Annotated in this window: 28 protein-coding genes; 12 read left to right on the top strand and 16 right to left on the bottom strand. The window is 68.9% G+C overall.

The window, feature by feature from the left end:
* Positions 1-296: 296 nt before the first annotated feature.
* Entirely contained in the window at positions 297-941 is a 645-nt protein-coding gene (locus ACIBHX_RS45980; protein ID WP_397074524.1) for a DNA alkylation repair protein, read from the top strand.
* A 251-nt stretch (positions 942-1,192) separates the two neighbouring features.
* Here ACIBHX_RS45980 and ACIBHX_RS45975 read toward each other — a convergent pair whose 3' ends face one another.
* The 11 genes from ACIBHX_RS45975 to ACIBHX_RS45925 all read right to left on the bottom strand — a co-directional run bounded on the left by ACIBHX_RS45975 (position 1,193) and on the right by ACIBHX_RS45925 (position 11,428).
* Positions 1,193-1,666, bottom strand: coding sequence for a carboxymuconolactone decarboxylase family protein (locus ACIBHX_RS45975; RefSeq protein ID WP_397074519.1), 474 nt, complete (start codon positions 1,664-1,666; stop codon positions 1,193-1,195).
* A 107-nt stretch (positions 1,667-1,773) separates the two neighbouring features.
* Positions 1,774-2,022: a hypothetical protein gene (locus ACIBHX_RS45970; protein ID WP_397074517.1), complete on the bottom strand. Its 249-nt coding sequence runs from the start codon at positions 2,020-2,022 to the stop codon at positions 1,774-1,776.
* Complete coding sequence (locus ACIBHX_RS45965; protein WP_397074516.1) at positions 2,022-2,459, bottom strand: hypothetical protein; 438 nt, start codon at positions 2,457-2,459, stop codon at positions 2,022-2,024. Before ACIBHX_RS45965 ends, ACIBHX_RS45970 begins: the two co-directional genes overlap by 1 nt.
* Before the next feature lie 249 nt (positions 2,460-2,708).
* Positions 2,709-3,110 (bottom strand): MarR family winged helix-turn-helix transcriptional regulator, encoded by a 402-nt coding sequence (locus tag ACIBHX_RS45960; RefSeq protein WP_397074515.1) that lies wholly within the window; start codon positions 3,108-3,110, stop codon positions 2,709-2,711.
* A gap of 184 nt (positions 3,111-3,294) precedes the next feature.
* Positions 3,295-4,572, bottom strand: a complete 1,278-nt coding sequence (locus ACIBHX_RS45955) for a hypothetical protein (protein WP_397074514.1) — start codon at positions 4,570-4,572, stop codon at positions 3,295-3,297.
* Positions 4,569-5,597: a LacI family DNA-binding transcriptional regulator gene (locus ACIBHX_RS45950; protein ID WP_397074512.1), complete on the bottom strand. Its 1,029-nt coding sequence runs from the start codon at positions 5,595-5,597 to the stop codon at positions 4,569-4,571. The genes ACIBHX_RS45955 and ACIBHX_RS45950 overlap by 4 nt, the downstream gene beginning before the upstream one ends.
* A gap of 2 nt (positions 5,598-5,599) precedes the next feature.
* Positions 5,600-7,300: a glycoside hydrolase family 36 protein gene (locus ACIBHX_RS45945; RefSeq protein ID WP_397074510.1), complete on the bottom strand. Its 1,701-nt coding sequence runs from the start codon at positions 7,298-7,300 to the stop codon at positions 5,600-5,602.
* Between the two features lie 2 nt (positions 7,301-7,302).
* Positions 7,303-8,124 (bottom strand): carbohydrate ABC transporter permease, encoded by an 822-nt coding sequence (locus tag ACIBHX_RS45940; protein ID WP_397074509.1) that lies wholly within the window; start codon positions 8,122-8,124, stop codon positions 7,303-7,305.
* Positions 8,121-8,978 carry a carbohydrate ABC transporter permease gene (locus ACIBHX_RS45935; RefSeq protein WP_397074507.1) on the bottom strand — a complete coding sequence of 286 codons (858 nt, stop codon included), beginning with the start codon at positions 8,976-8,978 and terminating at the stop codon, positions 8,121-8,123. The genes ACIBHX_RS45940 and ACIBHX_RS45935 overlap by 4 nt, the downstream gene beginning before the upstream one ends.
* The gene (locus ACIBHX_RS45930) at positions 8,975-10,288 is read right to left on the bottom strand and encodes an ABC transporter substrate-binding protein (RefSeq protein ID WP_397074505.1); all 1,314 of its coding nucleotides are present in this window, start codon (positions 10,286-10,288) and stop codon (positions 8,975-8,977) included. The genes ACIBHX_RS45935 and ACIBHX_RS45930 overlap by 4 nt, the downstream gene beginning before the upstream one ends.
* A gap of 12 nt (positions 10,289-10,300) precedes the next feature.
* Positions 10,301-11,428 carry an aminotransferase class V-fold PLP-dependent enzyme gene (locus ACIBHX_RS45925; RefSeq protein ID WP_397074503.1) on the bottom strand — a complete coding sequence of 376 codons (1,128 nt, stop codon included), beginning with the start codon at positions 11,426-11,428 and terminating at the stop codon, positions 10,301-10,303.
* Between the two features lie 336 nt (positions 11,429-11,764).
* Here ACIBHX_RS45925 and ACIBHX_RS45920 point away from each other — a divergent pair, with 336 nt between their 5' ends.
* Positions 11,765-12,382, top strand: a complete 618-nt coding sequence (locus ACIBHX_RS45920) for a helix-turn-helix domain-containing protein (RefSeq protein ID WP_397074501.1) — start codon at positions 11,765-11,767, stop codon at positions 12,380-12,382.
* A 57-nt stretch (positions 12,383-12,439) separates the two neighbouring features.
* Positions 12,440-12,985, top strand: a complete 546-nt coding sequence (locus ACIBHX_RS45915) for a dihydrofolate reductase family protein (RefSeq protein WP_397074499.1) — start codon at positions 12,440-12,442, stop codon at positions 12,983-12,985.
* Here the strand turns inward: ACIBHX_RS45915 and ACIBHX_RS45910 are convergent.
* Positions 12,964-13,533 carry a helix-turn-helix domain-containing protein gene (locus ACIBHX_RS45910; RefSeq protein ID WP_397074498.1) on the bottom strand — a complete coding sequence of 190 codons (570 nt, stop codon included), beginning with the start codon at positions 13,531-13,533 and terminating at the stop codon, positions 12,964-12,966. The two genes, ACIBHX_RS45915 and ACIBHX_RS45910, sit on opposite strands and share 22 nt — an antisense overlap.
* A gap of 36 nt (positions 13,534-13,569) precedes the next feature.
* Here ACIBHX_RS45910 and ACIBHX_RS45905 point away from each other — a divergent pair, with 36 nt between their 5' ends.
* Both ACIBHX_RS45905 and ACIBHX_RS45900 read left to right on the top strand, forming a co-directional pair.
* Positions 13,570-14,445: an alpha/beta fold hydrolase gene (locus ACIBHX_RS45905; RefSeq protein WP_397074497.1), complete on the top strand. Its 876-nt coding sequence runs from the start codon at positions 13,570-13,572 to the stop codon at positions 14,443-14,445.
* Positions 14,446-14,459: 14 nt separating this feature from the next.
* Entirely contained in the window at positions 14,460-15,077 is a 618-nt protein-coding gene (locus tag ACIBHX_RS45900) for a DUF1707 domain-containing protein (RefSeq protein WP_397074495.1), read from the top strand.
* On the opposite strand, the gene ACIBHX_RS45895 is transcribed toward ACIBHX_RS45900, so the two are convergent.
* On the bottom strand, positions 15,050-15,592 hold the full coding sequence (locus tag ACIBHX_RS45895; protein WP_397074493.1) for an RICIN domain-containing protein: 543 nt from the start codon (positions 15,590-15,592) through the stop codon (positions 15,050-15,052). The two genes, ACIBHX_RS45900 and ACIBHX_RS45895, sit on opposite strands and share 28 nt — an antisense overlap.
* 203 nt (positions 15,593-15,795) lie before the next feature.
* Complete coding sequence (locus ACIBHX_RS45890) at positions 15,796-16,677, bottom strand: NmrA/HSCARG family protein (protein WP_397074492.1); 882 nt, start codon at positions 16,675-16,677, stop codon at positions 15,796-15,798.
* A 119-nt stretch (positions 16,678-16,796) separates the two neighbouring features.
* Between ACIBHX_RS45890 and ACIBHX_RS45885 the strand changes: the two genes are divergently transcribed.
* On the top strand, positions 16,797-17,486 hold the full coding sequence (locus tag ACIBHX_RS45885) for a TetR/AcrR family transcriptional regulator (RefSeq protein ID WP_397074490.1): 690 nt from the start codon (positions 16,797-16,799) through the stop codon (positions 17,484-17,486).
* 18 nt (positions 17,487-17,504) lie between these two features.
* Here the strand turns inward: ACIBHX_RS45885 and ACIBHX_RS45880 are convergent, their stop codons facing one another.
* A complete protein-coding gene (locus tag ACIBHX_RS45880; RefSeq protein ID WP_397074489.1) occupies positions 17,505-18,377 on the bottom strand; it encodes a MurR/RpiR family transcriptional regulator in 873 nt (290 codons plus the stop codon).
* A gap of 103 nt (positions 18,378-18,480) precedes the next feature.
* On the opposite strand from ACIBHX_RS45880, the gene ACIBHX_RS45875 reads away from it, so the two are divergent.
* The 6 genes from ACIBHX_RS45875 to ACIBHX_RS45850 are packed head-to-tail and all read left to right on the top strand — an operon-like array spanning position 18,481 to position 26,148.
* Complete coding sequence (locus ACIBHX_RS45875) at positions 18,481-19,233, top strand: sugar isomerase domain-containing protein (protein WP_397074487.1); 753 nt, start codon at positions 18,481-18,483, stop codon at positions 19,231-19,233.
* Positions 19,234-19,246: 13 nt separating this feature from the next.
* Complete coding sequence (ngcE, locus tag ACIBHX_RS45870; RefSeq protein WP_397074485.1) at positions 19,247-20,635, top strand: N-acetylglucosamine/diacetylchitobiose ABC transporter substrate-binding protein; 1,389 nt, start codon at positions 19,247-19,249, stop codon at positions 20,633-20,635.
* 22 nt (positions 20,636-20,657) lie between these two features.
* Positions 20,658-21,494 carry a carbohydrate ABC transporter permease gene (locus ACIBHX_RS45865; RefSeq protein ID WP_397074483.1) on the top strand — a complete coding sequence of 279 codons (837 nt, stop codon included), beginning with the start codon at positions 20,658-20,660 and terminating at the stop codon, positions 21,492-21,494.
* Positions 21,491-22,303 carry a carbohydrate ABC transporter permease gene (locus tag ACIBHX_RS45860; RefSeq protein WP_397074482.1) on the top strand — a complete coding sequence of 271 codons (813 nt, stop codon included), beginning with the start codon at positions 21,491-21,493 and terminating at the stop codon, positions 22,301-22,303. Before ACIBHX_RS45865 ends, ACIBHX_RS45860 begins: the two co-directional genes overlap by 4 nt.
* On the top strand, positions 22,300-24,867 hold the full coding sequence (locus tag ACIBHX_RS45855; RefSeq protein WP_397074480.1) for a family 20 glycosylhydrolase: 2,568 nt from the start codon (positions 22,300-22,302) through the stop codon (positions 24,865-24,867). Before ACIBHX_RS45860 ends, ACIBHX_RS45855 begins: the two co-directional genes overlap by 4 nt.
* A gap of 9 nt (positions 24,868-24,876) precedes the next feature.
* The gene (locus tag ACIBHX_RS45850) at positions 24,877-26,148 is read left to right on the top strand and encodes a glycoside hydrolase family 20 zincin-like fold domain-containing protein (RefSeq protein WP_397074478.1); all 1,272 of its coding nucleotides are present in this window, start codon (positions 24,877-24,879) and stop codon (positions 26,146-26,148) included.
* On the opposite strand, the gene ACIBHX_RS45845 is transcribed toward ACIBHX_RS45850, so the two are convergent.
* Complete coding sequence (locus ACIBHX_RS45845; RefSeq protein ID WP_397074476.1) at positions 26,134-26,352, bottom strand: hypothetical protein; 219 nt, start codon at positions 26,350-26,352, stop codon at positions 26,134-26,136. The genes ACIBHX_RS45850 and ACIBHX_RS45845 overlap by 15 nt on opposite strands.
* Positions 26,353-26,366 lie beyond the last annotated feature (14 nt).

Below are 26,366 nucleotides of genomic sequence, written 5' to 3'. Positions count from 1 at the left end.
TCAACGACGGGCGGGCGGCCGGGCAGCGCGGTGGTCGGGTCGTTCGGCGTGGAAGGCATGGTGTCCTCCGTGGTGGCTCGTGCCGGGCAGCGTCGTACGACTTTCTACGACGGTCACCAGAACAGACTCGCGCCCCGGCCGGAACTCATCGCGGCAGGGGGTGATTTCTCGCGCGAGTCTTGGCCGAGCCTGCACGGACCACGTCGGGCTGACAAGTTCACACACGCGCTCTTAGGCTGAATCTCGCATGTGATGGGCAGGAGGCTGAGGTGACCGAGACGACGGTGGCCGAGGTGATGGCCGAGCTGGCCGCGCTTGAGGACCCCAGAGCCCGCGAGGTGAACGAGAAACACGGTGACGATCATGGTGTGAACCTCAGCAAGCTCCGCGCGCTCGCGAAGCGGCTGAAGACGCAGCAGGAACTCGCGCGCCGGCTCTGGGAGACGGATGACACCGCGGCGAGACTACTGGCGCTCCTGATCTGCCGCCCGAAGGCGTTCGAGCGTGACGAGCTGGACGTCATGTTGCGCCAGGCGCGCTCGCCCAAGGTGCACGACTGGCTCGTGAACTACGTGGTGAAGAAGAACCCGCACTCCGAAGAGCTGCGCCTGGCCTGGTCCGCCGATCCGGATCCGGTGGTCGCGAGTGCCGGCTGGGCGCTGACCACCGAACGCGTGTCGAAGAAGCCCGAGAGCCTCGACCTCGCAGGACTGCTCGACGTCATCGAGGCGGAGATGAAAGACGCCCCGGATCGCCTGCAGTGGGCGATGAACCACTGCCTGGCTCAGATCGGGATCGAGCACCCTGAACACCGCGCCCGTGCGATCGACATCGGTGAGCGTCTGGAGGTGCTCAAGGACTACCCGACTTCCCCGGGCTGCACGTCTCCGTTCGCGCCCACCTGGATCACCGAGATAGTGCGCCGACAGCACGATACGTAGGAAGGTTCGCGCTCACGCCCGTGCCGCTACTCCCTCTGTAACACGATCGCCGCCAGGCACTAGCGGGCATTCGGTCCGTACGGCAAGCCGCCCACCGGCCGCCTGCCGTACTCGCCTGACTTCTTCCCGCTGTACGGCAAGCCGCACCACCGGCCGCCCGCCGTACTCCGGTCGAGGACCCGCGACCGGCGCCGGCGGCGAGTCGGGGACGCTCACCCGCCGCAACGGCGCTCCGGACCCCAGATCGGGGTTTAGCCCCACTGGCCGGGCTGGTAGTCGCCGGCGGGCTGCTGGATGATCACGTTCATCCGGTTGTAGGCGTTGATCAGGGCGATCAGGGACACCAGGGCGGCGAGCTGGTCCTCGTCGTAGTACTTGGCGGCGTTCGCCCAGACGTCGTCGCTGACACCGGGGGAGGCGTCGGCGATCCGGGTCCCCTGCTCGGTGAGCTCAAGCGCGGCCCGCTCGGCGTCGGTGAAGACCGTCGACTCACGCCAGGCCGCGACCATGTTCAGCCGGGTCTGGGTCTCCCCGGCGTGCGCCGCGTCCTTGGTGTGCATGTCGGTGCAGAACCCGCAACCGTTGATCTGGCTGGCCCGGATCTTCACGAGCTCCTGCGTGGCGGCCGGCAGCGTCGAGTCCGACACGGCCTTGCCCGCGGAGTTGATGTACTTCGCGAACTTCGCCGCAACGCCGTTGCCGTAGTAGTTGAGCCGTGCGTTCATCGTGATCTCCTTGCTTTACCTGCGCTTTCACTCCTTTGACGGAGCCGCGCGCGGCAATGTGACAGCCCTCCTTCTGTGAGCTACGTCTCCCTCGCGTGCCGTACGGCTCAGCCCTCCTCCACCGCGCGCAGCCGCCGCAACGCGAGAGCCCCGCCGATGCCGGGAATCCAGGCCAGCCACCTCGCCCCAGCGGCGGCCGACGTCATCGACACCGCGGCGATCACCGCGACGTAGGACATGCCGTGCAGAGCCCCGACCAGACTGCTGACCGGCTTGGCGTGCACGGTGAACAGGTTGACCAGTAGAACCACGAGAGACAGCGCCTCGAACGCCGCCGCGACTCTCAGAACGCGCATCACGCCCCCGGCTTCACGATCATGAGGACGACGATGACGGCCCACACCAGGTTGTAGACCCCCGCGAACATGGACAACCTGCGCAGCCCCGCGCCGTCCCCGGGTGTCGCGAGCGCCTTCCGCTGCCGCGGATAGATCTGCGTGGCCAGCAGCAGCCCCGCCACGGCGGTGAGCACCATGGACACGGTCACCCAGGCCTCGCCCATCCGCTCCTGGACGAACGCCAGCACGATCCCGACCACCGGCACTATCAGCCCGAGCGCCGTGTACCCGCGGGTGATGCGATGCAGGACACCGGCGACAGCCGCACTCCGCTCATCCGCGCCTTCGGCGGCGGCGGTCGGCGCGTACCGGGGAAACAGACTGGTCGCGACGGCGGAACCGCCGACGAACACGATGCTGGCGAGCACATGCACCACCAACAGGACAGGCTCCATGGGATCTCCTCCAACCTTCAGGATCCCTGAAGCCTAGCGAAAGCTTCAGCCGCCCTGAAGCTCGGCCACCCCCTTGGAATCGGTCGCCCTGAAGTCCGGCCACCCCGTTGGAGTCGGTCGCCTTGACGCTCGGCCACCCCCTTGGAATCGGTCGCCCTGAAGTCCGGCCACCCCGTTGGAGTCGGTCGCCTTGACGCTCGGCCACCCCGTTGGAATCGGTCGCCCTGAAGCTCGGCTCTCCCGCTGAAGTCAGTCGTCCTTGGGGTCGAACGTCTCCCGGAAAGCCGCCACCACCGCCTCGCCCAAACGCCGCTGGATCGGATCCGCCTCCGCCCCGAAGAGCCGCTCATCGACTTGCGCCACGACCTCCTGGGCCGCCTGGAGCAGCCGCCCTCCCGCGTCCGTGATCTCGATCGTCGACGCCGACCCGGCCCGCGCGGTCCGGTCACGCACGAGCCCCGCCTTCACCAGCCCCTTCACCGCGGCGTGCACGGTCTGCACGGTGATCCCCGACATCCGGGCCAGATCACTGAAGGACGCCCCGGGCACGCCGGCGATGTGCCCGAGCAGCCCGAGCTTGCTGACGGTGAGATCCAACGGCACCAACGCCGCGCTCAACTCGACCTCAACCCGCCGCGCCAACGTCAACACCACAATCGAGGCACTCGCAACCGGCGGCGCCCCCCTCTCCCTACTCACCCCCCAAGTCTCCCAACCGCCCGCACACGACGGGCACCTCGACGTCACCGAGCTCCTCGATGCTGTCGGCGACCCTAAGAACTGCCGCGCAGCATAGAGATCAGCGGCTGGCGACCGCGTCGGTGACCTCGGGCTTTCACCGGTCGCCTGATGTTCGTTGCTCTCCTGGGGCGAGGGGGGTGCCCTGCCAGGTGTAGGTGGTGTCGGGGGACAGGTTGGTCAGGGTGGTTGTGCCGGGTTCGTGGCGTACGGCGAGGTGGCCGGGGCCGAGGGGGATTCCGCGTACCTCGAGCCAGTCGACGCCGGCCGGTAGGCGGGGGTGGAGGTCGATGGTGCCTCGGGGGGCGTCCGGGTGGATTCCCAGCATGCCGGTCACGAGCTGGCTGACCAGGGTGAAGGACACCTCCGGGTAGTCGCCGTTGAGGCCGCCGGCCACGTGCGGGAGGTCGCGAGCGGCGAAGATCTGCCGCATCCACTTCCAGGCCGTGTCGGCCCGCCCGTGGACGAAGAAGACGTCGGGCAGGTAGGTGAGCGCCTCTACGTTGTCCGCCTGCGCGTGGGCGTCGACGAAGTCGAGATAGCTCTCGTTCCGCGGTCCGGCGTCGATGAGGTCCTTCAGCGGCATGAACACGCTGTTCTCGCCGCCCCACCCGGTCACCGCGCGGCCGTCCACGGTGTAGCCCCTGACCATGTCCGGGCCACGGCCCGTCCCGCTCCAGACCTGGTTGAAGTGCCGCTTGAGCTCGGCGGCCTTCCGGGCGAACGAGCCGTCGCCCAGCCCGGCCATCGCCAGGTAGGCCCGATACCGGGCGCCCAGCGCGTCGCCCGCCTCGGCCAGGGGCTCACCGCTGAGCTCGTTGTAGGTGGCCACCCCGTCGAAGATGCCGCCGCCCGTGCCCCGCGCGGTGTCCGCGAAGGGGCCCGTCGTGTTCCGGTAGAAGGCGCGCAGCACCGGGTCACGCACATACGAGGCGTCACCGGTCCAGCGGTAGGCCGTCTCGGCGGCCTCCACCAGTTCGAAGACCGCGGGAATCTCCCGGACGAACCGATCGGGCCCGCGGTAGTCGATGGCCAGGTAGGACCCGTCGAAGTTGAACGCCCAGACCGGATAGTGGCCGTGCTCCGCCGTGGCCGAGGCGGCGAAGCACTTCAGCATGGCCAGGTTGGCCTCGTCGAGGCCGAGCAGGTGGGCGCCGGTGAGCTGATGGACGAAGTCGCGGGCGTAGAACCCGCTGCGGTGGGCGTAACCCGCCCAGTACGACGGCAGGTAGACGCCGGTGCCCGTGCCGCCGGGCCGGTTCTCGTCGACGTTGACCGGGCCGACGGTGCCACCCGCGTGCGCCCAGGTCAGCGCCTTGCGACTGGCCCAGTCGAACATCTCCACGACCTCGGGAGAAGAGGACGAAATCTTCATGAACGTTCAAACCCTTGGGGAACACTCGCGCGGATGACCGGCTCCGCCGGCAGCAGGAGCCCGGCCTCGGGCTGCACCTGCTCCTCGATAAGCTGCAGCAGGCGGCTGACCAGCGCGTCGGCCAGGCGCCGCAGCGGCAGCCGTACGCTGGACAGCGGCGGCTGCAGGAGCTGGGCATAGGGCATGTCGTTGAAGCCGGTGATGGCCAGGTCGACGCCGACAGTCAGACCCTCGGCCTGGGCGGCGGCGTAGGCGCCAGGCGCCAGCCAGTCGTCCACCAGCAGCAGCGCCGACGGCCGCGGCCGACGCTCCAGCAGCGTCCGCGCCACGTCGATGACCTCCTCCGGTCCGTCGGCGGTGGCCTCGTGCGCGACCAGCGAGAAGCGGCGGACCCCGGTGCGGAAACCCTCGGTGCGGTGGCGCAGCCAGGGCAGATCCGCGGACATGCCCAGGAACGCCACCCGCCGGTGCCCCTGCCCGGCCAGCATCCCGACCAGGTCGATCATCGCCTGGACCGAGTCGACGTCCACCCACGACTGGGGCAGGTCCGGCTCGGTCCGGCCGAACACCGCGAACGGGAAGCCCACCTCGCTCAGGAACCTCACCCGGGCGTCGCCCTCGACCACGTCCGACAGCAGGAAGGCGTCGGCCGTGCGCGCCGCGATGACCTCCTCGAGCGCGGGCACCGCCTCCTGCCCCGGGCGCGGCCGCACCAGCAGTATCCGGTAGCCGGCCGCGCCCGCCGCCGACACCAGCGCCTCCAGGAAGCCGCTCATCAGGGCGTTGGGGTTGGCCGGGTCGGTCTCCGGCGTGGTGTAGGCGAGCACGCGCCTGGTCCCCGAGCGCAGACTGCTGGCCGACTGGTCGGGCTGGTAGCCCATCTCCTCGATCAGCGCCGTCACCCGCTCCAGCGTCTCGGCCCGCAACCGGTGCGGGGCCCTGAGCGCGTTGGAGACGGTCTGACGGGACACACCGGCCGCGCGGGCGACGTCCTCGATACTCACCCCGCGCCGGCGCGCTGGCATCTTCAGCTCTCCTCCTCGGTACGGCGCAGCCGCAGCAGCCCGCCCACGGGTACGGTCACCAGGGTCGCTCCCGGCGACAGCGACAACCCGGACTCCGACACCTGGTTCCCGCGACAGTCGTATATCACGGACTCCACGGTCTGCGCCGCCTCGCCGTACAGCACGACGCGTGTGTCGGTGGCCGCGTTGGCGACCAGCAGCTCGGTCCAACCGGCGGCGGGAACCTCGACGGGAAGCGGGGCATAGCGGGCGATGACCATGGCCTGCCCATCGTAGGTCCGCACGAGGGGATAGCCGTGCTCGGGCTGGTCCGGCTCCAGGGTGCCGAGCTGCAGCGTGTCCAGGAACTCGCGGAAGATCCCCAGCCAGAACCTGATCGTGGCGAGCTGTCCGGGCCGCTGAGTCTGGAGGTCGACCGAGATCTGCGGTACCGAGAACAGCGCGTTGATCAGGTGGATGGCGACCTGCTCGTCCGGCTCCGACGGATGCCACATGATCATGTCGGAGTGCACCGCCTGCAGTCCGGAGATCAGCCGCACGTCCACGGTCCGCTGCCGGTTCTCCTGCGGGCTCAGCGGGCAGTCGGTCGCGCGGATCATGTTGCCGTAGGGCCACAGCCCCGGGCTGGTGTAGGGCTGCCGGTACTCCACGAGGATCCCGGGCAGGCGCGCGTCCAGCTCGGCCATCAGGCGCAGGACGCCCTCGTCCACCTCGGAGCAGTCGGCGCCGGGCGACGGCTCGGGATCGCCGCCGGGGGTGGCGAAGCGGTCGACGAAGTCGATCTTCAGCCCGTCCATCCGCCACTCCTCGACCGCGCGGGAGAGATGGTCGACGAGGTAGGCGCGCACGTCGGGATGGCGGGGGTCGAGCACGGCGGCGTCCATGTGGTCCAGGTAGCGCAGGAACTTGCCCTCGAAGCGGGTGAACGCGGCGTTGCTCTTGCCGACGAACGGGATCGCGTACCACAGCAGGTAGGCCATGCCCAGCTCATGCACCCGCTCGACGTGCGCGGCCATGTCGGGGAAGGCCTCGGCGTTCGGCTCCCAGTCGCCGCAGTGGGCGTAACCCCTGGCGCGGTCGGCGGTCTGCCAGCCGTCGTCCACGATGATCGTGTCGCAGCCCAGCTCCTTGGCCAGCGCGGCCTGCCGTTCCACTCCCTTCTCGTCGACCTCCTGGTGCATGCTGTACCAGGTCGAGTAGACGGGCAGGCGCGCCTGGTGCGGCGTGCGCGGCTCGCCCCACCAGGTGGCGACCCCGGCCAGCGCCGCGGAGAAGCGCCGCTCGGACAGGTCGAGCCGGATGCGCAGCCCCTTCCCTTGGACGGTGATCGCGAACTCGCCGGTCTCCTCCACCACCCCGCCGGTGATCGACGTACGGCCCAGCACGTCGGCCAGCGCCACCGTGCACAGGTTCGCGCCGTCCTGCCGTACCAGTGAGGCGACAGGGGAGCCCGAGGTCAGGCGCGAGTTCATGGGCGCGCTCCAGATGGGCGGCACCCAGCGGACGCCCGTGTGCGGCGTCCAGTAGGCGCCCACCTCCACACACGGCACGCGCCACTGGGCCGCGCTCGCCTCCGGCGCGTCCAGCTCCCAGACGCGGTCCCCGACGCTGGTCACCATGACCGCCGCGTCGAGCGTGATCTCGACATCCCCGACCCGCACGGAGGTGCCGTCGGACACGGCGTGCGGCTGCCAGATCTGCATGTCTATCCCTTCGTGGCCCCGGCCAGCAGGCCGGAGATGAACTGTTTCTGGAGGACGAGGAAAAGGATCATCATCGGCAGTGACGAGATCGCCGTGCCCACCATGACCTGGCCGAAGTCGGTCCTGGTCGTGGCCTGCAACGAGGCGAGCGCGACGGGCAGCGTGTGCATCTCCGGCGTGCGCAGTGCGATCAGCGGCCACAGGAAGTCGTTCCACGAGCCGAGGAACAGGAAGACCGCCAGCGCCGCCAGCACCGGCCGCATGACCGGCACCACGACCCGCGCGAGCACCCGCAGCTCGCCCGCCCCGTCCACGCGCGCCGCGTCCAGCAGTTCGTCGGGTACGGCCAGCAGCGACTGCCGCATGAGGAAGATGCCGAACGGCACCGTCAGACCGGGCAGGATCAGCGCCGGATAGCTGTCGATCAGCCCGATGTCGTTCATCATCTCGAAGACCGGGATGATCGTGACGCCGCCCGGGATGACCAGCGTCGACAGCAGCAGCACGAACAGCGTGTTCCTGCCGCGGAAGCTGAACTTGGCGAAGCCGTACCCGGCCAGCAGCGAGATCGCCAGCGCGCCGAGCGTGGTCACCACCGCCACGAACAGGGTGTTGCCCAGGACGTGCAGCAGCCCGATGGACTCCTCCAGCTTCCTGGTGTTCTCCGCCAACTGGTTGCCGGGGTAGAACTTCGGCGGGTAGGAGAAGATGTCGGAGTTGGCGTGGGTGGCCGCCATCGCCATCCAGTAGAACGGGCCGACGCACAGCCCGAACACCGCGGCCAGCACGAACGTCAGCGGCCAGCCCCTGATCAACCGGGTCACCTGCGCCCCCTGGTGAGCTTGATCTGCAGCAGCCCGAGCCCGGCCACCATGAGTGTCAGCGCGTAGGCGATCGCCGCGGCGTAACCGAAGTCGAAGTAGCGGAAGCCGTTCTGGTAGAGGTAGAGCGAGATGGTCAGCGTGGTGTTGTCCGGCCCGCCGCCCGTCAGCACGAACGGCTCGTCGAACAGCTGCAGCGTGCCGATCGTCGACAGCACCACGGTCAGCAGCAGGATCGGCCGCAACTGCGGGATCGTGATCGACCAGAACCTGCGGGTCGCCCCGGCCCCGTCCACCATGGCCGCCTCGTAGAGCTCCTTCGGGACGCTCTGCAGCCCGGCCAGGTAGATGACCGCCGTGTAGCCGGTGTAGTGCCAGGTGAGCGCGATCACGATGGCGATGCGCGCCCAGAACGGGCTGCCCAGCCAGTCGATCTGCTCGACCCCGAAGAACCCGAGCACCCAGTTGAGCAGCCCGGACTGCTTGCTGAGGATGACCGAGAACAGCACGCCATAGGCGACCAGCCCGGTCAGCGACGGCATGAACACACCCAGCCGCCACACCGCGCGCAGTCGTACGAACGGGGAGTTGAGCCCCAGCGCCAGCAGCAGCGCGAGGAACAGCATGATCGGAACCTGGACGACCAGGATGAGCGCGGTGTTGCCGAGCGAGGTCCAGAACAGCGGGTCGGCCGCCAGCCGGGAGTAGTTGTCCAACCCGACGAATCCCCGCGCCGCGCCCGCGCCACTGGTGAGGCTGATGTAAGCAGCCGCCAGGATCGGATAGGCCTTGAAGACGGCGAACCCGAGCAGCGCGGGCGCGATCAGCAGGTAGGGGATGTTCTTCCTGGTGATCATCCGGCGGCGAGCTTCCTGTTGGTCTGCTGCGCGAGGAGCTTGGCCGCCTGGGTCAGGGTCGTGGCCGGGTCGGCGCCCTTCATCAGCACCTGGGTCTGCGCGTCGCTGGCGATCTTCAGTGCGCGGGCGTAGTCGCTGGAGTAGTAGGTGGCGTCGGCGCCCTCGCTGAGCGAGTCGGTGAACGTCTTCAGCGCAGGCTGCCCGCCGTAGTAGTCCATGGGGGAGGAGAAGACGGGGTCGGTGTAGGCGGCGGTGAGGGCGGGGAACACGCCACCCTCCTTGAACACCTTGTTGATCACCTCAGGCCGGGTGAGGGCGTACTCCACGAACTTGAACGCCTCGGCCGGGTGCGGGCTGCTGCCCGCCACCGACAGGTAGGTGGAGTTGACGATCGCGGCCCGCTTCCCGCCCGGCGCCATGGCCGGCGGCTGCATCGCCCGCCACAGCCCCTTCTGCTCGGGGCGCATCTCGGGGATGTAGTTCACCGCCCAGGCCGGCCACGGCAGCACGGCCAGCTTGTTGCTGCTGACGAGCTGCTTGAAGGTGCCCTCGCCGGACTTGTCAGCCATGATCCCCGCGTCGTTCATCTTCTTCAGCAGGGTCATGGCCTGGATGGCCTGCTGGCTGCCCAGGGTGACCTCGCCCTCCTTGTTGAAGTAGAAGGCGCCTTGCTGCTGCAGCAGTAGCTGGAAGAAGTCCATGTCGGGGCCGCCCGCGGCGGGCTTGTTCACGGCGACAAGGTAGGCGCCGGTCTTCGCCTTGACCGTCTTACCGGCCTCGATCAGGTCGTCCCAGGTCTGGATCTTCGCCGGGTCGACCCCGGCCTTCTCGAGCAGGTCGGAGCGGTAGAAGACCCCCGCCGGGTTGACCTCCCACGGCATCGCGTACACCCCGCCGTCCTTGCCGGTGACGGTCGGCCACAGCCCCTTGGCGAAGGCGTCCTTGTACTTGTCGGCGCCGAACTTACGCAGGTCGGCCAGACCGCCGGGGAACTTGTCCACGTAGCCGGGCAGGTAGTCGACCCCGATGTGGAGCACGTCGCCCAGGCCCTTGCCTCCCGCCGCCATACCGATGGTGATCTTGTCCCAGATCGCCGGCTCACCGACGGCCTGGACGTCCACCTTGATGCGGGGGTTGGCCTTCTCGAAGTCCTTGGCCACCGCGGCCAGGCCGTCCGAGGCGGGCTTCCAGCTCCACACCGTGATCTTCACCGGTGCGTTCGGGTCCTGCTCCGCCGCCTTGCCGCCGCATCCGGCCACCGTGAGCGACAGGGCCGAGGCCAGAGCGAGGAATCCACGTCGACTGATCATGAGATCGTCCCTTCAGGGGGTGTGCGCGTCACGCAACGCCGAAGCCAGGCGCGTGACGTTTTCATGGGGGGTGGTGGCGTGCGGTGAGATGCGAATCCACTCGCCCCGCCGGGTTGTGATCAGCCCGGCGTGGGCCAGCGCGGCATACGTCCGCGCCGGATCCACACCGGGAAGTTCGAAGGAGAAGATCCCGCCGCGCTCGGCTGGATCCAGCTCGTCCAGCAAGATCCGAGCGCCCGCGGAACGGGCGGTCTCGAGGAGGGCCTGCGTCTTTTCCGTCACCGCACGCCCGACCTCATCGACCCCGGCCGCCGTCAGCAGATCGACAGCGGCCCCGAACGCCGCCACCGCCGGGTAGTCGGGGTTGGTCATGAGGTGCGCATCCGCACCCGTGCCGGGTGCGACTGGGCCGTCCGTCATGGGTTGCGCGCCTTCTGCGGTGTACGGCGGGAAGGGCCGGGCGGGCCAGCCGCCCAGGCCGTCGCCGAGGCGGTGGACGACCCGGTCGCGCACGAGCAGCACGGCCGCCCCCCACCCGGCGCGCAACCACTTCTGCCCGCCGCAGGCCAGTAGGTCCGCCGCGGCCACGTCGATCGGCACCGAGCCCAGGGCCTGGATGGCGTCCACGATCAGCAGCCGATCCGGCCCGAGAACCTCTTTCAGCTCGCCCAGCGCCCGCCGATGCCCCGTCAGCGCGTCGACCGCGCTGACGGCCAGCGCCCGCACGTCGGGTTCGAGCATGGCCGCGACCACGTCAGGCGTGACCTTCGCCTCGTCGATCCACCTGACCCGCAGGCCGCCGCGGTCCTGGAAGCGCAGCCAGGGATGGATGTTGGCGGGGAACTCGCCCCGCGGCACGAGCACGGTGCCCTCGCCCTCCAGCGCGGCGGCCGCGGCGAACAGCCCGTGACTGGTGGAGCTGACGAAGGCCACCTCGTCCGCGCCGGCCTGGAGAAGGGTGGCGACGGCGGCGGTCGCCTCGGCCATCCCCTCGCCGTATCGGCCTGCGGCGCACTGGGCGACGGAGGTGGCGATGGCGCATTCGACGTTCCGTGACACCGGCCCGACCCGGGCGAAGTCCAGGTAGCCGGTAGGCTCCCGGAACTGCTCCAGGTAAGCCGGAGGGAGTTGAACGTTCATATTCAATGAGGAGAACACGCAGGTGACCTCCTTGTGAGCTTGCCTGACCGGGCGAAACAGGCGACTTGCTTGTTTGAACGTTCATAATGAGGTTGACTCTCCCGCCCCGCAAGAGGCCCTAAAGCAAAGATTCGATAACGGCGAACCGCTAGGGCGTGGGTGCGCACGGCTGCTGGTCGACCTCGGTTACATCGGCTGGGCCGTCGTGGTCGCCTTGACTGCCGACTGAACCGGCCCGTTATGGTCGCTGATGTGGGCTTGGAGGTTGAGAGTCGATCGTCCGATTCGCCGTACATCCAGCGGGTGTGGCGGAGCAGGAGCGATGACGTCGGCCGGATGACGTCGATCGCGGCGGCGCACTGGGACCTGGTCTTCTGGGAGCACCGCGGTCAGGTCAGCGCGGCCGTTCAAGGGCCTGAGCTGGCGGCGTGTCCGGCGCCCGTCCCCGAGGATGCCACCTTCTTCGGGATCAGCTTCTCGCTGGGCACTACGATGCCGCATCTTCCCGTCGACCGGCTCGTCGGCCGTACCGCGGAGATTCCCGATGTGACGCGCGGATCGTTCTGGCTGAAGGGCTCCACCTGGCATCTTCCCGGCTACGACAACGCCGAGGTCTTCGTACAGCGGATGGTGCGTGAAGGCGTTCTGGCCCGTGACCCGGTCGTCGCCGCGGTGCTTGGCGGCGAGTCGCCGGACGTGACCGAACGCACCATCCAGCGGCGGTTCGTGGCGGCGACGGGTCTCACCCGCGGTGCCGTACGGCAGATCGATCGTGTACGGCAGGCTGCCGTGCTGATCCGGGAAGGCGTGCCCGTCCACGACGTGATCCATCGGCTCGGATACTTCGACCAGCCGCACCTGGCGCGGTCGCTGACCCGTTACATCGGGCGTACCGCGACGCAGCTGGTCGACCCGGATCCGGCGGAGCCGCTGTCGCTTCTGTACAAGACCTGAGTGGTCGTTCCTGCCTACCTTGGTGCGAAACCCTGACGATCGAAGGATGCAGAGCACATGGGCAAGATCATCTCGAACTTCTTCATCTCCCTTGACGGCGTGACCGAGGCGCCGGACCAGTGGCACTTTCCGTACTGGAACGACGAGATGGGCGCCGCTGTCGAGGCGGGCATGCAGAGCGCGGCGGCCATGTTGCTGGGCCGCAAGCTGTATGAGGAGTGGGCCGCGTACTGGCCGACGGCGGACACCGACCAGGACGCCGCCCAGGCTCTCACCAACGTCCGCAAGTACGTCGTGTCCAACAGCCTGGAGAAGGCGGACTGGGACAACACCACCATCATCTCCGGTGACGTCGCGGCCAAGCTGGGCGAACTCAAGAAGGAGATCGACGGCGACATCCAGATGTCCGGCTGCGCCACGACCGTGCGGTGGCTGCTGGCCAACGGGCTGCTCGACGAGCTGCGACTGCTCGTCCACCCGATCGCCGTCGGCCATGGCCGGCGGTTGTTCGAGGACACGCCGACCCAGCCGCTGAAGCTGGTCAAGTCCGAAACCTTCCAGACCGGCGTGCTCAACCTGACCTACGTCCCGGACGCCGGCTGACCCGGTGGTTGGTCCTCGGGGGGCTGCCCGGCAGGGAACAGGATCGGACTGAGCAGGTACGGCGCGCGTCCTGGCGCGGGCGCGTTGGCGACCCGATCCTTTAGCACCGAGAACAGGTCGGCGAACATCTCGGAGAGCTCCTCCTGGCTGAGCCACAGCGTGCCCTGCCGGTAGGACACCGAGTCGGCCGTCGGGTCGGCGCCGTCACGGTCCAGGTAGGCGTTGAACTCGGCGATCAGTACGGCCATGGCCGCGGCGAACCCCCGGCGGTGGTCTTCGAGCGACATCGTGGCGGCAGCGCCGGCGTCGATCGTGGGCCGGTCCTGACGCAGCCGGTAGCGCCGCTCGACGGCGCCGCGCACCCGCTGCTCGCCGTCCACCTCCAGGAAGCCGCCCTCCGCCAGCAGCGCGACCTGGCGGTACACCGTCACCTTCGACACCTCGGGCATCCGGGCGCACAACTGCGAGGTGGTCAACGCAGGTCCCGCGGCCAGAGCATGCACGATGCGCAGCCGTACCGGATGCAAGAGCTGCTCGACAGGGTCCATGTTCCAACGATTTCATATGCGTTACCATTATCACAAATGAAAACGTTGGAAGGTGGCGGCATGCGGGAAGTGCCGGGGCGGACGGTGCCGGTGACCGGCCGGAGCGTCTACGTCGAGGAGTCCGGCCAGGGGCCGGACTGGGTGGTCTTAGAGGCGGGCATGAGCTGCGGCCGGACGTGCTGGGATCCGGTGGTGCCGCTGCTGGCCGACCGGGCACGAGTGGTGGCCTATGACCGCGCCGGGCGCGCGCTCACCGGCAGCGCCACCCGGCAGTGCAGCATCGACGACATGGCCGCCGATCTCGTCGCGATGGTCGAGGCCGTCGTCCCGGGGAAGCTCGTGCTCGTCGCGCACAGCATGGGCGGGCTGATCGTACGGCGCGCGGCCGAATCCCTGGAACACCGGCTCCAGGGACTGGTGCTGATCGACCCCACACCGGTGACCGCCCCGATGTACGACACCTGGGACCGCACCGCCAAGCAGATCGACCAGAACCTGGCCGTGGCGCAGCTGCTCACCCGAGTCCGCCCGCTGGCCCGGCTGGCCAGCCGCAACATTCGGGGCCTTTTCTCCAAGGACACCTACGAGACCATGCTCCGCGAGGACTTCACCCCCGCCGGCGTCGCGCAGACGAGCAACGAGAACAGGGCCGTGCTCGCCGCTATCCGTCAATACCGTGACCAGCCGCCCCGTCCCCCGAAGTGCCCGACCGTGCTGCTGGCCGCCACCCGCCCGCCGGCGAGCACGCCGCGCGGGCGTCGGCTGGCCGAAGGCCGCGAGCACCAGCGCCGCTACGTCGAGAACCTGCCCGACGGCCGCTACGAGGACGTCGACTCGGCGCACTTCATCCAGGCCGAGCAGCCCCACCTGGTCGCCGACACCATCCGCCGGCTCCTCGACCGCAACTCCTGATCAGAGGTCGCCACATGCCTGAGAACCGTCCGGCTGTCCGAGCGTCCGACGCCGACCGCGAGCGCGTCGCGGTCGCGTTGCAAACGGCGTTCGCGGAGGGCCGGTTGACGATGCCCGAGCTGGAGGAACGGCTGGCCGCGGCCCATACCGCCGAGACCGACGCCGAACTCGCCCCGATCACACACGACCTGAGGGCCTCCACGCCGCAGGCGGGCACGGCCCCCACCGCGACAAGAGACGTCGGGATCCTCGCCGGGTTCAAACGCACAGGCCGATGGCTGGTCGGGCGCACCTTCCGAGGGTTGGCGGTGATAGGCAACGGCGAGATCGACCTCCGCCAGGCCCAGTTCATCGACGGCGAGACCACCATCCACGCCACCGCGATCATCGGCGACATCACCGTCGTGGTACCCGAAGACGCCGAGGTCCACATCGGCGGCACCGGAATCCTCGGCGGCTTCGACCACCACGACGAAGGCCCCGGAACCCCCGGCGCCCCCAGAATCACGATCACCGGCCTCACATTCTGCGGCACCGTCCACATCAAGCGCCGCCCCGACCAACCCAAAGCAGAAACGCGCGGGATACGCGGGAGGTGGGGAGGTCAGGGGACTGGGACTACGTACCAGTAGCGGGAGGGGTCGCTGTCGCAGCTGAACTGGACGAGTGGGTGGTTGTTGTCCGTGGTCACGCCGCCCGCGACCGTGGCGCACTTGCGGGACTGGAGGTTCAGCAGCTGCCACGAATCGGTCGTCCCGTCCTTGTTGATGCCCGCCCACGCGCGGGAGGGGTCGTTGTCGCAGGTGAACTGGACCAGCTCGAGGTTGTTGTCCGGGAGGGTGCCGCCCGCGATGGTCATGCACTTGCCCGTGCCCACGTTCCTGATCCACGTCTGCCCGTTGTAGCCGCCGTTGATCAGGTACCAGCGACGTGACGGGTGGGTGTCGCAGACGAACTGCACGAGCGGGACGTTGTTGTCGGTGCGGACGCCGCCCGCGACGGTGGCGCACTTGCCTGTCTGCCTGTTGACGAGCATCACCTTCTGCGGGGCAGCCGAACTCGAACCGGCCGGGATCGCGACGAACGCCATACACAGCAGGAACGAGGACGCCGTTGCCGTCGTGGCGAAGAACAGTCGCTTGTGCATGAGCACCTCCGCGAGATGAAGGCCCGTTTGTGCTGGTCAAGACCATCCTGGCGAGTGCACCGTCCCGCTGCCGTGACGCCGGCGTGGCACCCGCGTGACACCCCTCGCGCTCACCCGGCTGCTTGCCGTACACGCAAAGACCGAACAGCCATCGCAGTTGGGTCTACCGGACGAACGGGTGGACGATCACAGCCATACCCCGGTTACGCGGGCAGGGAGTCCAGCTGTGCCAGGAGGCGCGCCTTGCCCGAGCGGTCCAGCCAGGCGTGGAAGTCCAGCAGGCCGGTGTGGGCCTTGCGCAGGGGCTCGAGGTCGCTGTCGTAGTAGGTCTCGTTCGCCCAGGTGAAGACCTTCGCCACCTCGGGGTTGTGCTCCCAGAGGACCTCGAGCGGAATCTGGGTGTGCGGCACCTGGCGACCGGCCGCCGTGCTCAGCGCGTCGGCGATCTGCGGGGCGGTCAACCTGTCGCCGGTGATCTCCATGGCCTTGCCCAGGTAGACCTCCGGCTCGGCGAAGGCCAGCGCGGCGAACGCCCCGGTGTCGTCGATGGCGATGAGCTGCATGATCAGGTCGTCGTGCCAGGGCACGTTGAGCGAGCCGTTCTGGAAGAACCTGGCCGGGCTGGTGAAGTCCTCCATGAATCCGGCGGGGCGCAGGATCGTCGCGGGCACGCCCAGGTCGCGGATGTGCTCCTCGATCTGCCACTTGTCGATGGGGCCCCAGCCGTGCTCCACGTAGAACCGGTTCTGGCTGTCGACGCCGCCGACTGAGGAGTACACCAGGTGCTGCACGTCCGCGGCCTTGGCGGCGTCCGCGACGTTCTTGCCCTGGGCGATCTCGTTGTCGTTGGCGGACTGGACGCTGTAGATGCCATACGTGCCTTGTGCCGCCGCCGAGATGGAGGCGAGGTCGTCGAGGTCGCCGCGGACGAGCTCGGCACCGGCGGCGGCGAGCTCGACGGCCGCCGGCGTGGTGTCGTCGCGGACGAGGGCGCGAACCCGCCAGCCGTCGGCGAGCAGGTGGCGGGCGGTGGCGCCGCCCTGGTTCCCGGTGGCGCCGGTGACGAGCACGGTCTTGTCGTTCATGACTCACTCCTGTCGCAGGTGTTGCCGCTGTCTCGAGGTGACGATATGACGATTTTTGAAAATTCGTCAACTGCAAATTGGAGTTGACCAAATCTCGCATCTGGTCATACGGTTCGTGCGTGAGCACCAACGTCGAACGACTCCGAGACCCGCAGCAGCGAGCCGAACGGGCCACGCGGATCCTCGACATGGCGGCCGACCTGCTGCTGCGCCACGGCTACCGGCGGGTGACCATGGACGATGTGGCCGACGGGGTCGGCATCGGCAAGGGCACCGTCTACCTGCATTGGAAGACCCGCGAGCAGCTGTTCGGCGCGGTCTTCGCGCGCGAGGTGCTCTACGCGATGGATGAGCTACGGCAGGCGCTGCGGCAGGACCCCCAGGTGTGCCTGCTGCACAACTTCGCGCGCGCCTACTTCCTGGCCATCACGAACCGCCCGCTGCTACGCGGGCTCCTCCTGGACGATGCTCACCTGGTGGGCAAACTGACCAGTTCCCCTGACACCGCCCGCGATGAGCGGCACGCCACCATGGCGCGCGACTACCTCGACCTGCTCGCCAAGCACGGACTGCTCCGCGACGACCTGCCCGTCGACCAGATCGGTTACGCCTACCAGGCCACGTTCGAGGGTTTCCTGCGAGCCGGAGAACAGCACGCGGACCTTCTCGCGCGGACCGTCCAGCGGGCATTCGAAAGGGAGCCCGCGATCCCCGACACCACACTCCGGGAAATCTCCACCGCCACCGTCACCCTGCTCACCGCCCTGATCGACGCCGACCGCACCGCGTCAGGCCTTCCCCAGCCCTGAGCATTCGGCAAGGCGCCTCTAGCGCGGGTGCGGAGGAGTGAGCTGGCCGGACACGGCGCGGGCGGCGCTGTCGAAGGCGGCCAGGGAGCGATCGTAGGTCTGGTTGGCGACCGCGACGAAGACCAGGTCGATGAGGAAGAGCTGGGAGTGCCGGGCGGCCAGCGCTTCGGAGCGGAACGCCGACCCCTCGTGCACGCTGGTCACCAGGACCAGGTCGGCGGCCTCGGCGAGGGGCGAGCGGGGGGCGTTGGTCACCGCGATCGTGGTGGCCCCGGAACCGGTGGCCTCGGCCTGCACCTGGATGGCCTCGCGGGTCTTGCCGCTGTGGGAGAAGGTCACCAGCGCGTCGCCCGGCGTCATCATGGCCGCCGCCGACAGGCCGTGGTGCACGTCCGACCACGACCACACGGACCTGCCGATGACGTGGAGCCGGTGGCGTAGTTCGTCGGCCGCGAGGAAGCTCCCCCCGGCTCCGAACAGGTGGATCCGTCCGGAGTCGACCAGCGTCGTGACCGCCTGTTGCATCGTCGCGAGGTCCAGCTGGTCCAGCGTTTCCTGGATCGCCCGCATGTCTCCCGCGGCGATGATCTTCGCCATCGTATCGAGCTGGTCGTCCCGCTGAACCTGGGAGCCGATCGCCTGGTTCCAGAGCGCGGTCTCGGTGCGGCCGTTGTCGGTGGCGATGGCGACGCGCAGCTCCGAGTAGCCGGAGAACCCCAGCACCCGGCAGAACCGGTTGACGGTGGCAGGGGACGTACCGGTCCGCTCGGCGAGCTGGCTGATGGTGGCGACCGCCGCCTCTTCGGGGTTGGCGAGGATGTCGTCGGCGATGCGGCGCAGGCTCTCGGGCAGCTCGCCGGACATCGTGGACAACCTTCCCAGCACGCTCATAGGGGCGATATTTCCATCACAACGGGCTGACTGTCAATTTTGTGAGAGAAAATTTCGCCCGAACTCTTGACGATAAATCCGGCTTTGGTGGAAATTTCGTCGTATGCAGCTGAGTAGTGAGGCGTTCGTGCTGACGGTGCAGGAGGCGGTCGACCGGGTCGCGGAGAGCCAGCGGCCCTCGGTCCTGAAGGCGGCGGAGATCATCGTCGGGGCGTTGCGCGCGGAAGGTGTCATCCACGCCTTCGGCACGGGGCACTCGGAGGCGTTCGCGATGGAGATCGCCGGGCGGGCGGGCGGCCTGGTGCCCACCAACCGGCTGTCCCTGCGCGACCTGGTGCTGATCGGCGGCGACAGCCCACAGGTGCTCACCGATCCGTCCCTGGAACGCGATCCAGGCACCGCACGCCGCATCTACGATCTGGCCCCGGTCCGGCCGGGCGACGTCTTCATGATCGCTTCCAACTCGGGGGTCAACGGGTGCGTCGTGGAGCTGGCGCGCCTGGTGAAGCAGCACGGACACCAACTCATCGTGGTCACCTCGTTGGACCACACCCATGCGGTCGAGTCGCGGCACCCCAGCGGCCGACGCCTCGCGGACTTCGCCGATGTCGTGCTGGACAACGGCGCTCCGTACGGCGATGCCGTACTTCCGCTGCCCACCGGCGGCGCGGCGTGCGGACTCTCCTCCATCACCGCGGCGTTGCTCGGCCAGATGATCGTCGCCGAGGTCCTCCGCGAGCTGCTCGCCGAGGGCGCGCCCCCGCCCGTCTACCTCTCGGCCAACGTGCCGGGCGGCGACGCCCACAACCGCGAGCTGGAAGCCCGCTACGCGGGCCGCCTCGTCCGAATGGCCTGAAGGAGCCACCCCCATGCACACGATCGACCGTCGCCGTTTCCTCATCGCCGGCGCGCTGAGCCTGGCCGCCACCGCCTGCGCCGCCCCTTCCCAACCCCGGTCCACGCCGTCGGCCGCGGGCGGCGCCAAGACCGCCGGCAACCCGCTCGGGGTCACCACCGCCGCCGCCCTGGACGTGGTCATCTTCAAGGGCGGGTACGGCGACGCCTACGCGACCAACGCGGAAGGGCTCTACCAGCAGCGATTCCCCCAGGCCAAGATCAGTCACCAGGGAATCCAGAAGCTCAGGGAGACCCTGCAGTCGCGATTCGTCGCGGGCAACCCGCCGGACGTCGTGGACAACACCGGCCCCAGCGCGCTCAACATCACCGCGCTGGTCAAGGAGGGTCAGCTCACCGACCTGGCTCCGCTGCTCGCCGCGCCGTCGCTGGACGTCCCCGGCAAGACGGTCAAGGACACCCTCCTGCCAGGCGTCGCGGACGCGGGAACCTTCGACGGGAAGGTGCTCGCGCTCAACTACGCCTACACGGTCTACGGCTTCTGGTACAACAAGGCGCTGTTCGCGAGCAAAGGCTGGCAGTACCCGAAGACCTGGGAGGACCTGCTCGCCCTCGCCGAGGAGATCAAGAAGGCGGGCATCGCGCCCTTCACCTACCAGGGCAAGTACCCCTCGTACTTCATCGACCCGCTGATGGCGATGATCGAGAAGGCTGGCGGCCACGAAGCGGTCATCGCGATCGACGACCTGGAGCCGAACGCCTGGCAGTCCGACGCCGTCAAAGCCTCGGTCGCGGCGATTGGAGAGCTGGCCGCGCGCGGCAACATCCTCAAGGGATCGGAAGGGCTCTCCCACACCGAGGCCCAGCAGGCCTGGCTGGACGGCAAGGCCGCGCTGATCCCGTCCGGATCGTGGCTGGAGAACGAGATGAAGTCCACCACCCCGGCCGGATTCTCCATGATGGTGGGCCCGACGCCCAGCGTCACCGCGAGCGACAGGCTCCCCTTCACCGCACTCCAGGCGGCCTCGTCGGAGTCGTTCATCGTCCCGCTGCGCGGCAAGAACCCCGCCGGGGGCATGGAGTTGCTGCGGATCATGCTGTCCAAGGCCGCCGCGGGCAAGTTCTCCGAACTGACCGGGTCACTGACGACGGTCGCCGGCGCGGGCGAGAACGTCACCAACAGCCCGGCGCTCGCCTCCGCCCGGGAGGCGGTCGCGGCGGCGGGCGCCGACATCACCGGGTTCCGGTTCGCCGGGTGGTACGGCGACCTGTACAACGACGCGTCCACCGCTATGGGCGAGTTGCTCGCCGGGCGGATCAAGCCCGAGGAGTTCATCACCCGGACCCAGAGGTCCGCCGACAAGGTGGCCAAGGACTCCAATGTCCAGAAGTTCCGCCGATAGCAGGCCGAGGAACCCGCTCCTGGTGGCGGGATTCCTCCTGCCTCCCCTGGCCCTCTACGGCGTGTTCGTGCTGTCGCCGTACGCCCAGGCGTTCTACGTCGCGCTGACGGACTGGCAGGGGTTCTCGGCCCGCCGCCAGTTCGTCGGCCTGGCGAACTTCGGCAGGCTGCTGCACGACGACCTGTTCTGGACCGGCCTGAAACACAACCTCGTCATGCTCGTCGTGCTGCCCGTGGTCACGCTCGGCCTGGGGCTGTCCTTCGCCTCGCTGCTCAACCTCGGGCGGATCCGCGGCGCCCGGTTCTACAAGGTCGTCTACTTCTTTCCGCAGGTGCTGTCGATCGCGATCATCGCCGTGCTCTGGCAGTTCGTCTACACCCCGCGCTCGGGGTTGCTCAACCGGCTGCTCGGCACCGACCACGCGTGGCTCGGCGATCCACGTACGGCGCTGCCCGCGGTGATGGCGGTCATGGTGTGGAGCTCGGTCGGCTTCTACGTCGTGCTGTTCAGCGCCGCCATGCAGGCCATCCCACGCGACATCTACGAGGCCGCCGCGCTTGACGGCTCCTCCGGGTTCACCACGTTCTTCCGCATCACGCTGCCGCTGCTGAGCGACACCGTCCGGGTCGGGTTCGTCTACCTCGCGATCGCGGCCCTGGACGGCTTCGCAATCGTGCAGATCATGACGAACGGTCCCGGCGGGCCCGACAACGCCACCGAGGTCGTCGGGCTGACGCTGTATCGCCGGGCCTTCACCGACGGCGACTTCGGCTACGCCACCGCGATGGGCGTCGTGCTGCTGTTCCTGACACTGACGCTGGCCGTCGTCGCCCAGCGGGTCGCGGGGAGCCGGCGGTGAGGCGGATCCTGCACGTGGTGCTCGCGCTGTGGGCGCTGCTGGTCACGCTCCCCCTGCTGTGGGCCGTGCTGAGCGCGCTCAAGACCGACCGGGAGATCATCGACAGCCCGTTCGGCCTGCCCCTGGGGCTGCACTGGGAGAACTTCGCCCGCGCCTGGTCCCAGGCCAACATCGGCAGGTACTTCCTGAACAGCGCCGTCGTCGTGGGCGGCGCGCTGGCCCTCACCATGGCGCTGGGCGCGATGGCCGCCTACGTCCTGGCGCGGTACCGGTTCCCCGGCAACCGCCTGGTCTACTACCTGTTCGCCGCGGGGATGACCTTCCCGGTCTTCCTCGCCCTGGTTCCGCTGTTCTTCGTGGCCGACAATCTGGGCCTGGTCGGCACCCGGCACGGGCTGATCCTGATCTACACCGCCTACGCGTTACCGTTCACGGTCTTCTTCCTCACGCCGTTCTTCGCCGAATTGCCCGGCGAGTACGCCGAGGCCGCCCGGATCGACGGCTGCTCCGACCTGATGGTGTTCCTCCGGGTCATGCTGCCGATGGCCAAGCCCGGCCTGGTCGGCGTGGCCATCTTCAACTTCCTCGGCCTCTGGAACCAATACCTCCTGCCGCTGGTGCTCATGCCCGACGAGAAGGACTACGTCCTGTCCCAGGGCCTGGCCATGCTGACCGTCACCCAGGGCTACCAGAACGACTGGAGCGCCCTGTTCGCCGGGCTCACCATCGCGATGATCCCGGTCCTCGCCGTCTACCTGCTTTTCCAGCGCACCGTAACCGCCGGTCTGACCGCAGGGAGTCTCAAATGACCCGTGTGCTCGCGCTACTCGCCTTACTCGCCTCACTCCTGGTCACCACCACACCCGCTCAAGCCGCCACGATGCCGCAGACCATTCCCGCGCTGCGCGAGTGGGCGGCCGGACCCAGCCCGTTCACCTTCGGCACCTCCACCCGCATCCTGGTCGACCCCGCGTCAGCCGTACTCGACGACGAGGCGGCGACGTTCGCGGACGACCTCGCCGCCCTGATGGGACGGCGGCCCGCCGTACAGTCAGCGAGCAGGTCGCAGGCCGCGCCCGGAGACCTCTACCTGGCGCTGGGCTCGACCGACACCCAGCTCGGCGACCAGGGCTACACCATGGAGGTCGGCGGTTTCGTCGCCATCACCGCCCGGACCGAGGCCGGCGCGTTCCTCGGCACCAGATCCGTCCTGCAACTGCTGCGGCAGTCGCCCACGATCACCGGGGGCGTGGCGCGGGATTGGCCGAGCTATCCCGAGCGAGGCATCCGCATCGACGCCGTGCCGCGCAAGTACTCCGCGACGTGGTGGCATGACCTGATCCGCGAGCTGTCCTATCTGAAGCTGAACCAGCTCCAGACGGGGCTGCTGGGTGGCGAGGGGCTGTCGGACGCCGAGATCGACGATCTGATCGCCTATACCGTGAAGTACCACATCGAGTTCATCCCGACCGTGGCGATCCCCTCGCACTCCGATCCGATCGTCGTGGAGCATCCGGACCTGCGGTTGCTGCCCCAGCCCGTGGCCGGGGTCTCGCTCGACTTCTCCAAGCCCGGCGCGCTCGACGTGGTGAAGTCGTACATCGAGCGGTATGTCGACCGCTTTCCCGGACGGTACTGGCACACCAGCGGCGACGAGTTCCTCGTCTACCCCGCCTGGAAAGACGCCGGATGGCAGAACTATCCGCAGCTCGCCGAGTTCGTCCAGCAGCAGACGGGCAAGCCCGCCGCCACCGCCCGGGACGCCTTCGTCTGGTTCCTGAACTGGGTGGACGACCTGCTCAAACCGCACCACAAGACGTTGCGCGTATGGAACGACCACCTGGAGGGCGGCGGCGTCGTCAAGCTCAACCCCGACATCGTCGTCGAGGACTGGATCAACGCCCAGCGTCCGACCAGCCTGACCCCGCAGCAGATCGTCGACGCCGGAAACAAGATCTTCAACGTCAGCGAGAGCTTCCTCTACCACGACATGGCCGACCGGACGATCAACGCGCAGAACGTCTACGACAACTTCCGGCCGACCCTGTTCAACGAGGGCCTCACCGTTTCCGACTCCTCGCGGGTCCTCGGCGCCATGGCCGCGGTCTGGCTCGGCGACAGAGGACCCGACAAGGTCATCGAGAGCAACGAGTTCATCCTCGACAAGGTCACCGACCCGCTGCGCGCGCTCGCCCAGGTCACCTGGGAGTCGCCGAAGCCGGGCGCCTACTCCGCCTTCGCCGCGCTGGGCAACGCGCTCGGGCACGCGCCTGGATACCAGCAGACCGCCGGGATCGTCGCCGGCCGACCGGCCTGGCTGCCCGGTGGGTCCGGCTACCTGGTCAGGACGTCGGCCGGCAACCTGGAATTCGGCCAACCGGCCAAGTACGACAACTGGTCGCACACCACGATCGCCACCGGGATCGCGGGCGACCCGGTCGTCTCCGCCGGTCCGCGATTCGCCGTCCGCTCCACGAGCGGGCAGCTGCTGTACGGCTACCGCGACGCGTCCGGCTGGCACGTGTCGCCGGTGATCAGCGGTGTGGCCGGAACCCCCGCGCTGGACGGAGACGTGTGGTTCGCCCGGTTGACCAACGGCGAGCTGTGGACAGGGTCTCCGAGCGCGGCAGCCGTACGGCTCACGACCGGCATCGCGGGCGACCCCGTGGCGATCAAGGATGTCAACGGCAAGCTGACCTACTTCGCCCGGACGACCGCCGGGGCACTGCGCCACGGCTGGCAGACGTCGGCCGGAGGCTCATGGGACCCGGTGGTCGCCGACCTGGTCACCGACACCGTCGGCCAGCCCGCCGTCTCGCTCGACGTCAACGGCAAGCTCACGCTGTTCGTCCGCAAGAGCAACGGCGACCTCGTCCATCGCTGGCAGGGCACGCCCGGCGGCGGCTGGTATCCCGGCGAGGCCGTCCTGGTCACCGGGGCCGCCGGAGATCCCGTGGTCGCGCTCGACGTCAGCCAGAAGCTGACGCTGTTCGTCCGCCGGTCGAACGGCGACCTCGTGCACCGGTGGCAGGCGACCGCCGGGGGCGCGTGGGATCCGCTCACCTACATCCTGATGAGCGGTACGACGGGTGATCCGGTCGTCGTCAAGGACTCGGCCAACAGGCTGGCCGCCTTCGCGACCCGGCCCGGCGGCTCGCTCTGGCATCGCTGGCAGAACGTCGCAGGCGGCGCGTGGGCGGCGGAGAAGCAGCTCTTCGCGCCGCAGCTGAGCGGGAACGCCGCGGTGACGCTCGCGGCCGACGGCCGCCTCACCTACCTGGCCGCGACCACCGATGCCTACCTCGTCCGAGGCTGGCAGACCACCCCGGCGGACTCCACGGCCTGGCGCCGCTGGATCGTGCTCGCCTCGTAGGAGATCGCATTGCTCAACGTCATCCCGGAGCCCCGCGTGTGGGAGCCCACGCGCGGGAGCTTCCGGTTCGGCCCAGGGACGCGGGTCGTGGCCGACCCCGCACTCGCGTCCCTGGGCGACCTTCTCGCCGAGGAGCTCCGGATCGTCTCCGGCGGCACGGCCACCTCCGGGGACATCGTGCTCCGGCTCGGTCAGGTGGACCGCGGCCACGTGCTGGAGCTGGGGGAGACGGCGACGGTCACCGCGGCCACCCCCGTCGAGGTGATGTACGGCACGCGTACCCTGCTCCAACTCCTCCGGCAAGGCGACGAGATACCGGCGGGGGTGGTCCAGGACTGGCCCCGCTACGCCGAGCGCGGCATCCTGATCGACACCGTGCCCCGGTCCTACTCGCGGGAGTGGTGGACGTGGCTGGTGCGGGAGCTCGCCCTGCTCAAGTACAACGAGCTGACCGTGCTGCTCAGCGGGGTAGGGCTGGGTGACGCCGAAGCCGCCTGGCTGGACGCGCTGTGTCAGCGGCACCACGTCAACCTCACGCCCAGCCTGGGCATGCCCTCGCACTGCGACGACCTCCTGGCCAAGCACCCGTCGTACTCCCTCGCTCCCGGCACCTCGCATCCGCTGCTCAAGGGCGCCTTCGACTTCACCAGGCCAGGAGCGCTGGCCGTACTTCAGGAAGAGGTGGAGCGGCGGATCGGGACGTTCTCCGGGCCGTACTGGCACGCCGGGGCCGACGAGTACCTCGCCTACCCGGCGCACGATCGGGACTGGGGGGCCTACCCCCAGCTCGCGGCGTTCGCCAGGGAACGAACCGGCGACCCTACGGCGACCGGGCGGGACGCCTTCACCTGGCTGCTCAACTGGCTGCAGGCCCTGGTCGAACGGCACGGCAAGACGCTGCGCGTATGGAACGACCACCTGGAGGCGGGAACCGTGACCCTCGACCCGGAGATCGTGGTCGAGCACTGGTACCAGCCCGCCGCGCCGGAGGCGCTGACACCGTGCCAACTCGCCGCGACCAACCCGGTGGTCAACTGCCACGAGGAGCTGACCTACTACGACATGGGCTGGCGGCACCTGGACGCCTCGCGGATCGCCGGGGAGTTCCGGGTCGATCGCTTCCAGGGCGGCGAGACCGTGACCGAGGGCAACCTGCTCGGGGCACGGCTCCAGGTCTGGATGCCCGAAGGCGGGCGCGCCGGCGACCGGGTGGAGACCAACGAAGAACTGGCCGAGAACCTCGCAGAACCCCTGAGAGCCTTCGCATCAGCGGTCTGGTGACGGTTTCTTGGTCAGCCGCGAGTCGATCCGCTGCAGCAGCGGCATCAGTACGTAGATCATGATCGGCACCATGAGAGTGGCGATGATCGGAGGCCTCAGGTACAGCGGGACCGCCTCGAGGAGGCCGCCGAGGGCCAACTGCAGGACGGTGAGCGTGGGCAGGACCGCGATCCAGGCCATCAGCGCCTGGCGATGACGGGACATGTCTGAATTCTGGC

This window comes from Nonomuraea sp. NPDC050536, assembly GCF_044457685.1.
In the GTDB taxonomy this organism is placed as follows: Bacteria; Actinomycetota; Actinomycetes; order Streptosporangiales; family Streptosporangiaceae; genus Nonomuraea.
This window is presented reverse-complemented; position numbering and strand designations above follow the sequence as displayed.